Source organism: Pseudomonas sp. Z3-6 (assembly GCF_051131985.1).
Taxonomy (GTDB): Bacteria; Pseudomonadota; Gammaproteobacteria; order Pseudomonadales; family Pseudomonadaceae; genus Aquipseudomonas; species Aquipseudomonas zanjanensis.
In genome coordinates, this window is record NZ_CP071644.1 from 4,134,404 (window position 1) to 4,150,548 (window position 16,145).

At 64.0% G+C, this 16,145-nt stretch carries 1 protein-coding gene (cut by a window edge); it reads right to left on the reverse strand.

Annotated elements, in window-relative coordinates:
- On the reverse strand, positions 1-15,817 hold the 5' portion of the coding sequence (locus J3P88_RS18195; protein WP_434570761.1) for a non-ribosomal peptide synthase/polyketide synthase. The gene continues 15,119 nt to the left of window position 1, outside the view; only the first 15,817 of its 30,936 coding nucleotides appear in the window; the start codon lies at positions 15,815-15,817; its stop codon lies beyond the left edge, outside the window.
- Positions 15,818-16,145: the final 328 nt, after the last annotated feature.

Consider the following 16,145-nt stretch of genomic DNA (forward strand, 5'->3'; position numbering starts at 1 on the left):
CGCGGATCTTCACCTGGTCGTCATTGCGGCCCAGGTACTCGATGCTGCCGTCCGCCAGCCAGCGACCGAGGTCGCCCGTCTTGTACATTCGCGCGTTCGCCTCGGGGCTGAACGGGTTGTCGAGGAAACGCTCGGCGGTCAGTTCGTCACGGTTCAAGTAACCGCGACTGACACCCGCGCCGCCCACGTACATTTCGCCGACCACCCCCACCGGTACCGGCTCGCGCTGGGCGTCGAGCACGTACAGTTGCAGGTCGGGGATGCGTTTGCCGATCGGGCTAACGCCGGCCAACTGGGCGTCAGCCGCTTCAAGGGGGCGATAGGTCACGTGCACCGTCGTTTCGGTGATGCCGTACATGTTCACCAATTGCGTCCCAGCATTGGCGACACGGGCATACCAGGGCTTGAGCATCCCGGTTTCCAACGCTTCACCGCCAAAGATTACCTGGCGCAGGCTGTGGCGCAGCTCGCTTTCGCCCTGGGCCGCGATCAACTGCCGGAAGGCGCTTGGCGTCTGGTTCAGCACGGTCACACCGGCCTCGCACAACAACGCATAACAGTCTTGCGGAGAACGACTGACCAGTTGCGGCACCACCAACAGGCGACCGCCATGGGTCAAGGCGCCCCAGATTTCCCAGACCGAGAAGTCGAAGGCAAAGGAATGAAACAGCGCCCACACGTCCTGCGGGCCAAACTCGAACCACGGTTGGGTCGCCGAAAACAGCCGGGCGACATTGCGGTGCTCGACCATCACGCCCTTGGGCAAGCCAGTCGAACCCGAGGTATAGATCACATAGGCCAGGTGATGGGCGCCCAGGCCAGGCACTTGCGGGTTGGCGACGGATTCGTCCTGCCAGCCGCCGTCATCGAGTTGCAGCACCGGCACCGAGACGCCAGCCAACAACGGGTGCGTAGCGGCTTGGGCCAACAGCGCAACCGGCGTACTGTCACGCAGCATGTAGCCGATGCGTTCCGCCGGATAGGCCGGGTCCACCGGCACATAACCAGCGCCGGACTTCAAGATGCCCAGCAGGCCGACGATCATGTCCAGGCCGCGCTCGACACAGATCGCCACCCGGTCATCCGGACGAATACCCAGCGCCAGCAGGCGATGAGCGACCTGGTTGGCCCGGGCGTTGAGCTCGCCGTAAGTCAGTGCCTGATCCTCGAACATCACCGCCAACGCGTCGGGTTGCGTCGCGACCTGGGCCTCGAACTGGCGATGGATCAGCGCGTCATGGGCATACGTCGCCTCTGTTGTATTCCAGCCTTCGAGCATTGCTCGGCGCTCGGCCGCTGGCAGAATCTTCAACCCGCTCAATGGGGCCAAGGGAGACTGCTCCAGCGCCTGCACCAGGTTCTCCACGACGCATTGCACGTAGCCGCACACACGCTCGGCGCCAATCGGCGCCTGAGCCATGACCGTCAGGTTGAAGCCCTCGCCAAAGTCATCCACCGACAACGTCAGCGGATAGTTGGTGCGTTCTTCACCTTCCAAGGTCTGGATACCGTCCCAGGCGGCAATGGCCTCGCTGGAAGCCGTCTGCGCACCGAGGTGGCGATAGTTGAGCAGCGCGCTGAACAGCGGCGCCGGCGCGGCCACCCCACTGCAGCGTTGCGCCAATACCAGCGAGGCATGCTCGTGCCCCAGCAACGCGGTCAAGCGCGCATGGGTCGCCTTGACGGCGGCGCGCACACCGTATGCGCCCAGGCTCACCCGCAGCGGCAAGGTGTTGATGAACATCCCCAGCGCCCGGTCGGCCCCTTCACCGCCCTGCATGCGCCCCAGCAACACGGTGCCGAAGACCACGTCGTCCTGGCCCGAGACTTTGCCCAGCACCTGCGCCCACGCCAGGTGATACAAGCTTGCCGCGCTGACGCCGAGCTGGCGCGCCTGTGTCCGCAGGCGCTCACCCAGCCGGGCATCGACCCGTTGGCGGACTTCCTCGATACCGTGCCCGTCACCTTGCACGTCCTGCAGGCCGAAGGGCAGCGTCGGTTCGGTCACATCCCCCAGCATCTCGTGGAAGAAGGCCTCGTGCTCCTCGCGACTAACCCCCAGCCGCGCCTGTGCCACGTAGTTTCGATACGGCACCGATGCCGCCAATTGCTGCCCCCGCCCGGCCATGTGCGCACCTATTTCCGCGGTGAGCATGCCCAGGGAGGTCGCGTCGTCGACCATGTGGTGGAACAGCAGCATGCCGACCCAGCGATTGTTCGCCACGTCCTGGGCATAACCGATCCGCATCATCGGCGCCTGGCGAATGTCCAGGCGATGGTGACGCGGATCCAGGTGTTCGCGCAGTTGCTCGGCGATATCTCCCGCCGCCGCGTCCAGGGCGATTTCATCGAGGCCCAGTTGCGCCTCGCGCCAGACCACCTGGACCGGTTCCTCCAGGCCTTCCCAGACCACCCCGGTGCGCAGGATGTCATGCCGGGACACCACGCTTTGCAGGGCCTCGGCGAAAAGGTCCAAGTGAGCGCGGCTGTCGAAAGCGAACAGCACGTATTGCAAATAGGGGTCGCCTTTGGCGGCGGCAAGGTGGTGATACAAGATCCCCTCTTGCAGCGGCGCCAGGGCGTAGATGTCCTGCACATTGCCCACGCCACCCGGCACTGTCGCCACGACGCGGTCGATCTCGTCCTGGCTCAACGCGGCCAGGGGCAACAGGTCCGGCGTGATCCGCGAACAGTCGTCCGGGATCAGGTTGGCCGGCACCTGGACTTCCTGGCTGCCACCCACCGCACTGGCCAGCGCCGCCAGCGTCGGCTGGCCGAACAGCACGCGTACGTCAGCGGCCAGGCCGAGCTGACGCATGCGCTCGATCAATTTCACTGCCAGTAACGAGTGACCACCCATTTCAAAGAAATGATCGTGGCGGCCGACCCGCTCCACGTGTAGCAGGTCCTGCCAGACAGCGGCAATCGCGATCTCGACCTCGCCCTGAGGGGCCTCGTATTCACGGGTCACTACCGACGACTGGTCCGGCACCGGCAAGGCCTTGCGGTCCAGCTTGCCATTGGTGGTCAACGGGAACACCGTCAACATCACGAATGCGCTGGGCACCATGTATTCGGCCAGCGAACCGAGCAATTCATCGCGCAGTTCGGCGGCCGACGGCGACTCGCCCTCCTCGGCAATCACATAGGCCACCAGGCGCTGGTCGCCCGGCGTATCCTGGCGCGCCACCACCACGGCTTCTCGCACACCGTTGCACGCGGCCAACTTGGCTTCGATCTCGCCCAATTCAATACGGAAACCGCGGATCTTCACCTGGTCATCGTTGCGGCCCAAGTACTCAATGCTGCCGTCGGCCAACCAGCGGCCAAGGTCGCCCGTCTTGTACATCCGCGCGTTCGCCTCTGGGCTGAACGGGTTATCGAGGAAACGCTCGGCGGTCAGTTCGTCACGGTTCAAGTAACCGCGACTGACACCCGCACCGCCCACATACATTTCGCCGACCACCCCCACCGGTACCGGCTCGCGCTGGGCGTCGAGCACGTACAGTTGCAGGTCGGGAATACGCTTGCCGATCGGGCTGACACCGGCCAACTGCGCGTCGGCCGCTTCGAGCGGACGGTACGTCACGTGCACCGTCGTTTCGGTGATGCCGTACATGTTGACTAGTTGCGTCCGGGCATTGCCCTCGCGGGCATACCACGGTTTGAGAATGCCGGTTTCCAGGGCCTCGCCGCCAAAGATCACCTGCCGTAGGTGGTGGTTCAGGTCGCTTTCACCTTGGGCGGCAATCAACTGGCGGAAGGCACTCGGCGTCTGGTTGAGAATGGTCACGCCTGCTTCGCACAGCAAGGCATAGCAGTACTGCGGGGAACGGCTGACCAGCTGTGGCACCACCAGCAAGCGACCGCCGTGGGTCAAGGCGCCCCAGATTTCCCAGACCGAGAAGTCGAAGGCAAAGGAATGGAACAGCGCCCACACGTCCTGCGGACCAAACTCGAACCACGGTTGGGTCGCCGAAAACAGCCGTGCGACGTTGCGATGCTCGACCATCACGCCCTTGGGCAGGCCGGTGGAACCCGAGGTGTAGATCACGTAGGCCAGGTGGCTGGCGTCCAGGCCCGCCACGTCGGGATTGTGCCGCGGCTGCTGGCTCATTTCGCCGGCATTGGCCGGGTCGAGCAGCAAGGTGGGCACCGGCAATACCGGCAGGCTGTCGCGCCATTGCGGCTGGGTCACCATCGCCACGGGGCCGCTGTCATCCAGCATGTAGGCGATGCGCTCGGGTGGATAAGCCGGGTCCAGCGGTACATAGCCCGCACCGGCCTTGAGGATGCCCAGCAGGCCAACGATCATGTCCAGACCGCGCTCGACACAAATCGCCACGCGGTCATCCGGACGAACACCCTCGGCCACCAGGCAGTGGGCCAGTTGGTTGGCGCGGGCATTGAGCTCGCCGTAGGTCAGTGCCTGGTCTTCATGCACGACGGCCACGGCGTCGGGTTGAGCCGCGGCCCAGCCCTCGACTTGCCGATGGATCAGGGCATCGTCGGCATACGCGGCATCGGTGGCGTTCCAGGTTTCCAGCAACTGCCGGCGCTCGGCCGGTGGCAGGATCGCCAAGGCGTGCAGCGGAGTTTGCGGTGCCTGCTCCAGGGCCACGACCAGGTTTTCCAAAGCCACCTGCATGTAATCGCAAATACGTTGCGCACCGATGGCCGTGTCGACCATCGCGGTGAGGAAGAAGCCGTCACCCAGGTCATCGACATTGAGGGTCAACGGATAGTTGGTCCGCTCGTCACCACCCAGTGCGTTGATCCCGCTCCACGCCGACAGGGCGTCCTGGGTCACCTGGACCGCACTGTGGCGGTAGTTGAGCAAGGCGCTGAACAGCGGCGTCGGCGCGACCACGCCACTGCATCGTTGCGCCAGGGCCAGCGACGCATGTTCGTGGCCGAGCAACGCACTCAGTCGCCCATGAGTGGCCTTGACGCCGCTGCGCACGTCCTGGGCGCCCACGTCCACCCGCAACGGCAGGGTGTTGATGAACATGCCCAAGGCACGGTCGGCGCCGTCGCCGCCCTGCATCCGGCCTAGCAGGACCGTACCGAACACCACCTCCTGCTTGCCGGAGACCTTGCCCAACACCTGGGCCCAGGCCAAGTGCACCAGGCTGGCGGCACTCACTCCCAGGTGGCGTGCCTGTGACCGCAGGCGCCGGGACAACGCCAGGTCCACCGACTGGCGGACTTCATCGATGCCCTGCCCCTCACCTTTCACGTCCTGCAAACCAAAGGGCAGCGTCGGCTCGTCGATATCGCCGAGCATGTCGCGGAAGAATGTTTCGTGCTCCTCTTCGCTGGCCCCCAGGCGGGCCTGGGCCACGTAGTTGCGATAAGGCATCGCTGCGCCCAACTGGCCGTCCTCGCCCAGCAGGTGCAGTTGCATCTCGTGCTGCATCACGTCCAGGGCGGTGTGGTCCAGGGCCAGGTGATGGAACAACAAAATCGCGACCCAACGATCCTGGGCCTCGTCCCGTGCGTAAGCCAGGTGCAACAGCGGCGCCCGGCCCAAATCCAGGCGACTGTGCCGCGCATCGAAACGGCTGGCCAGCTGCGTGACAACGTCGCCAGCCGTGGCATCGACAACAATGCACTGCGGTTCCAGCATCACCTGGCGCCAGACCACTTGCACGGGCTCATCCAACCCTTCCCAGACCACGCTGGTGCGCAAGATGTCGTGGCGATCGATCACCACTTGCAGCGCGCCGATGAACGCGTCGAGGCGTTCACGGTTGTCGAAGGCGAACTGGGTTTGCAGCACATAGGGGTCGCCCTGTTCGGCGGCCAAGTGGTGGTACAGAATCCCTTCCTGCAACGGTGCCAGGGGGTAGATGTCCTGCACGTTGCGCGCGCCGCCGGGCACGCTGGCAACGACTTGGTCGATGGCGTCCTGGGACAGATTGACCAGCGGCAACAGCTCGGGGGTGATGCGCTCGCAATCCGAGGGAATCAGGTTCGCCGGCACGCTGACTTCCCTGCCGCTGCCAACCGCCGCGGCCAGCGCGGCCAGGGTCGGCTGGCTGAACAGCACGCGCACGTCGGCACTCAAGCCTGCCTGGCGCATGCGTTCGATCAGCGTCACCGCCAGCAGCGAATGGCCGCCCAGTTCGAAGAAGTGATCGTTACGCCCCACCTGCTCGACCTTGAGTACCTCGGCCCAGATCCGCGCCAACGTCTGCTCCACCTCGCCCTGCGGCGCTTCATATTCGCGAGAGGCATAGGCCTCGGCATCCGGCGCCGGGAGCTCACGGCGATCCAGCTTGCCGTTGGCGGTCAGCGGGAAGGCTGGCAGCACCATGAAGGCGCTGGGCAGCATGTAGTCGGCCAGCACGCTCGACAACTGTTCGCGCAAGTCACGCACCGACAAGGTCACGCCCGGTTCGGCAATCACATAACCGACCAGGCGCTTGGGACCGGCATCGTCTTGCCGCGCCAGCACCACCGCGTCTTTCACACCCGGGCATTGGCCCAAGCGGGCTTCGATCTCGCCCAGTTCGATACGGAAACCACGGATCTTCACCTGGTCGTCGTTACGACCCAGGTAATCCACCGCGCCATCCGCGCGCCAGCGGGCCAGGTCACCGGTGCGGTACAGCAACGCATCGGGATCGGCACTGAACGGGTCGGTGACGAATTTTTCGGCGGTCAGCTCAGGGCGATTCAGATACCCTTTCGCCACGCCGTCGCCGCCGATGTACAACTCGCCGGCCACGCCGATGGGCACCGGTTGTTGATTGGCGTCCAGCACATAGACGCGGGTGTTGCCAATCGGACGACCAATCGGGATACCGCCCTCGCCCACCTGCTTGATTTCGTAGGTGGTGGTGAAGGTGGTGGCTTCGGTCGGGCCGTAGCCGTTGAGCAGATGAGCCGGTGCGCCTTCCTTCAGGACACGGCCGATCACGGCCGGGTCGAGCACATCGCCACCGACGATCAGGTAGCGCAGTTGGGCGAATACCGGCATCAGTCCGGCGGCGTATTGATGGAACAGGCCAGCGGTCATCCACAGCACGCTGACCGATTGCTCTTGCAGCAAGGCCGCAAAACGTTCTTGCGTCAGCAACACGTCCTGGTCGACCACCACCACGCAACCGCCATTGAGCAACGGCGCCCAGACGTCGAGAGTGCTGGCATCGAACGCCGGATTGGAAGCGAAAGCGACCCGATCCTCAGCGTTGAACCCGGCGTAACCGTTGTTGATCACCAGGCGGTTGATCGCCCGGTGCGGCACCAACACGCCTTTCGGCGTACCGGTGGAACCGGAGGTGTACATGATGTAGGCCGCCGATTCGCTGCTTTGTATCAGCCTCAGGTCGTGATCCGCCTCGTTATCCAGGGCCACGGTGTCCAGGTCCACACGGGCCGTCCCCTCCGGTGCGGTCATCGTGCTCAGCGTGAGAAGCGTCCGGGCACCGCTGTCACGCACCATGAAGTCCTGCCGTTCCAGCGGTGCGCTGACGTCCAGCGGCACGTAGACCGCGGCGCACTTGAGGACCGCCAGTTGGCTGACCAGCAGCTCGATGGAGCGTTCCAGCACAATCGCTACCCGGTCACCCGGTTGAATTCCCTGGCCAATCAAATGGCGGGTCAGGCAATTGGCCCGGCGGTTCAGCTCGGCGTACGTCAGGCCGTGCCCGTTGTGCACGACCGCCGTTGCCTCCGGACGCGCCTTGGCCTGGGCTTCGAACAGGCCATGGACGGTCCTGTCCTGGGGATAGCTGCGGGTGGTGGCGTTGAAATCCACCAGCAATTGCCGACGCTCGGCCGATGGCAGGATCGACAGGCTGTGCAACGGCGCCTGCGGGGCCTGTTCCAGCGCCTCGACCAGATGCTCCAGAGCGATATTCATGTAGACACATATGCGCTGCGCACCGATTTGCGGCACCGCCAGCGCCGACAAGCGAAAATCTTCGCCCAGGTCGTCCACCGACAAGGTCAGCGGGTAGTTGGTGCGTTCTTCGTTGTTCAGCAGTTGGATGCCGTCCCAAGCCACCAAGGCTTCGCTCGAGGCAACCCCTGCGGCGCCGTGCCGGTAATTGAGCAAGGCGCTGAACAATGGCAGCGGCGCGGCCACGGCGCTGCAACGCTGGGCCAGGGCCAGCGAGGCGTGTTCGTGCCCCAGAAGACCGGTGAGGCGCGCGTGGGTGGCTTTCACCCCATCACGCACACCTTGGGCCCCAACCCCCACCCGCAACGGCAAGGTGTTGATGAACATGCCCAGTGCCCGGTCAGCGCCGTCGCCGCCCTGCATCCGTCCCATCAGCACGGTGCCAAACACCACGTCCTGTTTGCCGGACACCTGCCCTAGCACCTGCGCCCAGGCCAAGTGATGCAAGCTCGCGGCGCTCACGCCCAACTGCCGGGCCTGGGCCCGCAAACGGCGGCTCAACTCGGCAGGCAGGCTCAGCCCGGCCTCTTCGATATCGCTGCCATCGCCACGGACGTCCAGTAGACCGAACGGCAATGTCGGTTCGTCGACATCACTCAACATGTCACGGAAGAACCCTTCGTGCTCCGCGCGACTCACGCCCAAGCGGGCCTGGGCCACGTAATTGCGGAACGGCACCGCTTCGCCCAACTGCTCGGCCTGGCCCAGCAGGTGCGCCTGCATCTCGTGCTGTACCACTTCCAGCGCCGTGTGATCGAGGGCCATGTGATGGAACAGCAGCATCGCCACCCAGCGCTGATTGGCCGGATCGTGGGCATATGCGATGCGCATCAACGGCGCCTGTTGCATGTCCAGGCGGTAATGCAATGTGTCGAATCGCTCGCGCAACTGCTCGGCGACATCGCCCGCCGCCGCGCTCAGCACCAGTTCCTCCACCGCCAGTTGCGCTTTACGCCAGACCACTTGCACCGGCTCGTCCAGGCCTTCCCAGACCACCGAGGTGCGCAGGATGTCATGGCGGTCGATGACGCCTTGCAGGGCCAGGGCAAACGCCTCCAGCCGCTCGCGATCGGCGACGATGAACGTGGCCTGCAACACATAGGGATCGCCCGTGTGCGCAGCGATGTGGTGATAAAGAATGCCCTCCTGCAACGGCGCCAACGGATAGATGTCCTGCACGTTGCGCGCACCACCGGGCACCGTTTCCACGATGCGATCGATGTCCAGCTGGTCCAGCGCCACCAAGGGCAGCATCGACGGCGTGATCCGGGTACATCCCAGCAAAATGCCGTTGTCCGGCACCACGATCTCGCCGCCACTGCCGACCGCGGCGGCCAGTGCGGCGAGGGTTGGTTGGCTGAACAGCACGCGCACGTCCGCCGACAAGCCGAGTTGGCGCATCCGGCCAATCAGGCTGACGGCCAGCAGCGAATGCCCACCCAGTTCGAAGAAATGGTCGTGCCGACCCACGCGCTCGACCTTGAGCAGGTCTTGCCAGAGCTGCGCCAGGGTGGTTTCGACTTCGCCTTGCGGGGCTTCGTAGCCTCGGGTGATCAGCGCGTCGAGGTCTGGTGTCGGCAGGGCCTTGCGATCAAGTTTGCCGTTCGGTGTCAGCGGCAGCGCGTCCAGTCGGACGTAGGCCATGGGTACCATGTAGTCAGGCAGTTGTGTTTGCAGGTACGTGCGCAGGGTTTCGATGTCGACGGCTTCGTCCGGCGAGTGTTGGGTGAAATAGGCCACCAGGCGCTTGTCGCCCGGTATGTCTTCGCGGGCCAGGACTACGGTTTCTTTCAGCGCTTCGTGGCGGGCGAGCTTGGCTTCGATCTCGCCCAACTCGATGCGGAAACCACGGATCTTGACCTGATCGTCGTTGCGGCCCAGGTATTCGATGTTGCCGTCCGGCAGGTAACGGCCCAGGTCGCCGGTCTTGTACAGGCGGGCATTTGGCGTGGCGCTGAACGGGTCCCTGAGGAAACGTTCGGCGGTGAGGTCATCCCGATTGAGATACCCACGGGCTACGCCTGCCCCGCCGATGTAGATTTCACCCGGCACGCCCAGTGGTACCGGTTGCTTGTGTTCATCCAGCAGATAGAACTGCGTATTCGCCACCGGTTTGCCGATGTGCGCGGCAAACCCTTCCTCACGGGCCATCGACACCCAACTCGAATAGGTCGTGGTTTCCGAAGGGCCGTAGAGGTTGCACAGACGCTTGACCTGGGTCTGCTCGAACAACGCTTCCACCAGGCTGCGCTTCAAGGCTTCACCAGCGACGTTGACCGTGTCGACGCCCTCGCCTACACCACCGAACTCCAGCAACGCCTTGAGCGCTGACGGCACGGTATTGATCAGGGTGATGTCGTGCTCGCCCTGTTGCAGTTCCAGCACATTAGTGACCACATCGATGCTGCCACCCGAGGTCAGCGGCGCGAAGCACTCATAGACGGCCAGGTCGAAGTTCAGCGAAGTCGAGAACAGGGTTTTAGCCAAGGTCTGCGAATCGAACGAACGATGGGCCCAGGTCAGGAAGTTCACCGTGTTGCGGTGTTCGATCATCACGCCCTTGGGCAGGCCGGTCGAACCCGAGGTGTAGATGACATAGGCCAGGTGCGAGGACGTCAGCTCGGCGACCACGGGATTCTGGACGGATTCGTCCTGCCACAAACCGCTGTCGAGATTGATCACGGCTATCGAGGCATCGCTCAACAGCCCAACCGTAGCGTCCTGCGCCAACACCGCTGCTGGCGCACTGTCTTCCAACATGTAGGCAATCCGATCCAACGGATACGCCGGATCCAACGGCACATAACCGCCGCCGGCCTTGAGGATCGCCAGCAGTCCCACCACCATGTCGATGCCACGCTCGACACAGATCGCCACTCGCGAATCCGGCTCCACGCCGTGCTTGCGCAGGTAATGGCCCAGGCGGTTGGCCCGTTCGTTCAACTCGCGGTAGCTCAGGCGCTGCTCGCCACGGATCACCGCGACGGCATCCGGCGTACGCTGCACCTGCTCCTCGAACAACCCATGAATCGTCTGCTGCCGCGGATAGTCAGCCTCGGTGGCGTTGAACGTCACCAACAATTGCTCAAGTTCCGTCGCAGGCAAGATCGACAGACGATACAAGGCTGCCTGGGGCGTCTGTTCCAATGCCTGCACCAGTGTTTCCAGCGCCGTATACATAAAGGCGCAGATCCGTTGCGCGCCGATCTGTGGCGCAACCAGCACGGTCAGGTTGAAACCGTTGCCCAGGTCATCGACGTTCAATGTCAGCGGGTAATTGGTGCGTTCCTCACCGTCCAGTACATGGATCCCATGCCAGGCGTCCAACGCCTGGGTCGAGGCCGTACCCGTGACGCTGTGGCGATAGTTGAGCAAGGCGCTGAACAGCGGCAACGGCGCCGCCACGCTGCTGCAACGTTGCGCCAGTGCCAGCGAGGCATGTTCATGGCCAAGGAGCTCCGTCAACCGTGCATGGGTCGCCTTGACGCCGGCCCGTACGCCTTGGAGGCCGACATCCACGCGCAACGGCAAGGTGTTGATGAACATGCCCAGTGCGCGATCGGCTCCGTCGCCACCTTGCATGCGGCCCATCAGGACCGTACCGAACACCACGTCCTGCTTGCCGGACACCTTGCCCAGCACCTGTGCCCAGGCCAGGTGCACCAGGCTCGCGGCACTGACCCCAAGCTGACGCGCCTGCGCCCGCAGACGCAGGTCAAGCGCGGCATCTATCGGTTGCCTGGCCTCCTCGATGTCGAGGCCATCGTTCTTCACGTCCTGCAGGTCGAAAGGCAAGGTGGGCTCGTCGATATCGCCAAGCATTCCCCGGAAGAACACTTCATGTTCTTCGCGGCTCACCCCCAACCGCGCCTGCGCCACATAGTTGCGATACGGCACCGCGTCGCTCAGTTGCCCGGTTTCACCCAACAGGTGTGCCTGCATTTCCTGCTGCACCACCTCCATGGCCGTGTGGTCCAGGGCCATGTGATGGAACAACAGTGTCGCGACCACGCGCTGATTGCTGTCGTCCTGCCCGTAGGCCAGGCGCATCATCGGTGCCTGGGTGACATCCAGGCGGTGATGCCGTGGGTCGAAGCGCTGGCGCAGTTGCGCCGCGGCATCGCCAGCGGCAGGGTCGAGGTCGACCGCTTCCACAGGCAGCCTCGCTTTACGCCAGACCACCTGGACTGGTTCGTCCAGGCCCTCCCAGACCACGCTGGTGCGCAAGATGTCGTGTCGATCGATCACCACTTGCAGTGCCTGGATGAACGCATCGAGGCGTTCACGGTTATCGAAGGCGAACTGGGTCTGCAACACGTACGGGTCGCCCTGTTCGGCAGCCAGATGGTGATAAAGAATGCCTTCCTGCAACGGTGCCAGCGGGTAGATGTCCTGCACGTTGGGTGCGCCGCCGGGCACGCTCGCGATGAGTCGGTCCAGGGTTTGCTGGGGCAGGCTAAGCAGCGGCAAGAGGTCGGGGGTGATGCGCTCGCAGCCCAGGGGAATCAGGTTCCCAGGGACACTGACTTCCTTGCCACTGCCGATGGCCGCCGCCAGTGCGGCCAGGGTTGGTTGGCTGAACAGCACACGCACGTCGGCGCTCAAGCCAGCTTGACGCATGCGCTCGATCAGCGTGACCGCCAGCAACGAGTGGCCACCCAGTTCGAAGAAATGGTCGTGGCGACCCACCTGCCCAACCTTGAGCACTTCGGACCAGAGCTGCGCCAGTGTCTGTTCGATCTCGCCCAAGGGGGCTTCGTATTCGCGACTGGCATAGGCCTCGACGTCTGGAGCCGGCAGCGCACGGCGATCCAGCTTGCCATTGGCGGTCAGCGGGAAGGACGCCAACACCACAAACGCACTGGGTACCATGTACTCGGCCAGGGCTGCTGCCAGCTCGGCGCGCAGTTCCTGCGCTGACAAGCTGACACCTTCGTCGGCTACCACATAACCCACCAGGCGCTTTGCCCCCGGCTCGTCCTGTCGCGCCAGCACCACCGCGTCTTTCACGCCGGCGCACTGGCCAAGGCGAGCTTCAATTTCGCCCAATTCGATACGGAAACCGCGGATCTTCACCTGGTCGTCGTTACGCCCCAGGTAATCCACCGTGCCATCGGCGCGCCAGCGCGCCAGGTCGCCAGTGCGGTACAGCAGGGTTCCTGGATCGGCATTGAATGGGTCGCTGACAAACTTCTCGGCGGTCAGCTCGGGGCGGTTCAGGTAGCCTTTCGCGACGCCGTCGCCACCGATGTACAACTCGCCCACCACGCCGATGGGCACTGGCTGCTGGTTGGCGTCCAGCACGTAGACGCGGGCGTTGCCAACAGGACGGCCAATCGGGATAGCCCCTTCGCCCACTGTTTCGATTTCATGGGTGGTGGTAAAGGTGGTGCCTTCGGTCGGGCCGTAACCATTGAGCAGATGAACCGGCGCGCCCTCCTCCAAGACGCGGCTGATCACCGCCGGATCCAGCACATCGCCGCCGACGATCAGGTAACGCAGCTGCGCGAACACAGCCATAAGGCCAGCAGCGTATTGATGGAACAGACCGGCCGTCATCCACAACACGCTGACCGACTGCTCGGCCAATAGCGCGGCAAAACGTTCCTGGGACAGCAACACCTCCTGCTCGACCACCACCACGCAACCGCCGTTGAGCAACGGCGCCCAGACGTCCAGGGTACTGGCGTCGAAGGCCGGGTTGGAGGCGAAGGCGACCCGGTCCCGGGCGTTGAAATCGGCATAGCCGTTGTTGATCACCAACCGATTGATCGCCCGGTGCGGCACCAGCACGCCTTTGGGGGTACCGGTGGAACCCGAGGTGTACATGATGTAGGCGACCGATTCGGCGTTCTGCATCAAGTTCAAGTCATCAGCGGCTGCGCCAGTCAGGTCCAGCGTATCCAGGTCCACGCGCGCGGTGTCCCCAGGCGTGGCCTGGGTGCTCAGGATCAGCAGGACCCGCGCCCCGCTGTCCTGCGCCATGAAATGCTGACGTTCCAGGGGGGCACTGACGTCCAGCGGTACGTAGGCAGCGGCGCACTTGAGGATCGCCAACTGGCTGACCAGCAGCTCTATCGAACGCCCCAGAAGGACCGCTACCCGATCACCCGGCTGCACCCCAAGGCCGACCAGATACCGGGCCAGGCGGTTAGCCCGGTCATTCAACTCTGCGTAGGTCAGGCTGTATTCGTCATGCACCGCCGCCAGTGCCTGCGGGCGGGCCTGGGCCTGGGCCTCGAACAGGCCATGAACGGTCCTGTCCCGGGGATAGCGGCGAGTGGTGGCGTTGAAATCCACTAGCAATTGCCGACGTTTGTCCTTCGGCAGGATATCGAGTCGACACAGCGGTAACTCCGGCGTTTGCTCCAGTGCCTGGACCAGGCTTTCAAGCGCCATCAGCATGTAGTCGCCCGTGCGCTGCGCGCCGATCTCGGCCAAGGCCAGTACGCTCAGGCTGAAGCCTTCGCCCAAGTCGTCCACTGACAAAGTCAACGGGTAGTTGGTGCCCTCGGCACCGCCCAGCACATGCAGCCCTTCCCAAGCGGCAAAAGCCTCGGTGGTAGGCGCTTGCGCAGTGCCGCTGTGCCGGTAATTGAGCAATGAACCAAACAGCGGAGCCGGCGCTGGCACACCGCTGCAACGCTGGGCCAGGGCCAACGATGCATGCTCATGCCCGAGCAAAGCCGTCAGGCTCGCGTGGGTCGCTCTCACCCCCTCGCGCACATCCTGCCCGGTCAGTTTCACCCGCAGCGGCAGCGTATTGATGAACATGCCCAGCGCGCGGCCGGCACCGTCACCACCCTGCATTCGCCCCATCAGCACGGTGCCGAACACCACATCCTGCCGGCCGCAAACCCCGCCCACCACCCGCGCCCAGGCCAAGTGGTGCAGGCTGGCCGCACTGACACCCAACTGACGGGCCTGTATGCGCAAGCGACGGCTCAACGAGGCCTCGACCGGCAGGTGCGCTTCCTCGATCACCGGTTCACGTTCGGGGACCTCGGCAAAACCCAGTGGCAGCGTCGGTTCATCAACGTCGGCCAACATGTCGCGGAAAAACGTCTCATGGGATTCAGGGCCCTCGCCCAGCCGGACCTGTGCCACGTAGTTACGATACGGCACAGCGGCGGGCAGCCCCTCGGACTTTCCGAGCAGGAACGCCTGCATCTCATGCTGCACCAGCTCCAGTGCCGCATGGTCCAGCGCCATGTGGTGGAACAACAGGATCGCCACCCAGCGTGCGTTGACCGGGTCCTGCGCACAGACCAGGCGCATCAGCGGCGCTCGTCCCACGTCCAGGCGGTGATGCCGGGTGTCGAAGCGCTGTTGCAGTTGCCAGACAATGTCGCCATCGGCCGGATCAAGCGCGAGTGCTTCCAGCGCCAACTGCGCTTTGTGCCAGACGACTTGCAGCGGTTCGTCGAGCCCTTCCCATACCACCGAGGTGCGCAGGATGTCATGGCGGTCGATCACCCCTTGCAGCGCCTGGGTAAAGTCATCCAGCCGCGTGCGTTGATCCGCGCCGAACAAGGCTTGCAACACGTAGGGATCGCCCTGTTCTGCGACGAGGTGATGGTAAAAAATGCCTTCCTGAAGCGGTGCCAGGGGGTAAATGTCCTGCACATTGCCGGCCCCACCAGGCACGCCGTCGACAATCCGGTCGATTTCCTCCTGCGTGAGGCTGACCAGCGGCAGCATGTCCGGGGTAATACGGAATGCCGGACTCAGCCAGTCGCCACCATTTCTCTCCACCAGGTCGAGCAATTCATGCTTATGGACAATGAGGCTGTCCCACAGCGCGTTGTCCAGTCCTTCGTCGTCGCCCAGGATCACAAGGTTGTCGTCGTCCTGTTGGAGACGGATCGGGTGCTGGGACAGAGCTGTCATCAATTCGCTGAATTGCATCGAAGGACCTGCTTTTCTAGTTCGGAGTGGTTGACGATAAAAACGTGTTTTTCAGGTACGGCGCGGCGCCTGGACGGCGGTTGGGCCGACCTCGGCGCACGGGCCAAAGCGCTGGATAATCGTCACGTTCAACCGAAGGCGGCGGTGTGCGAACCGCGCCTTACAGGCCAAAAAAAATTAGAGCATTCGGTAGGTGATGTCTGTCATGGGAAGCAGGGACAAGCCCCGACGTCGGCCAGACAGGGCATACAGATGCGCGGGATCAAGGGCGAGCGCCCTGCCCGGAAGCCCGGGACAGGGCATTCATCCCTCAGGTGAAGCGACCGAT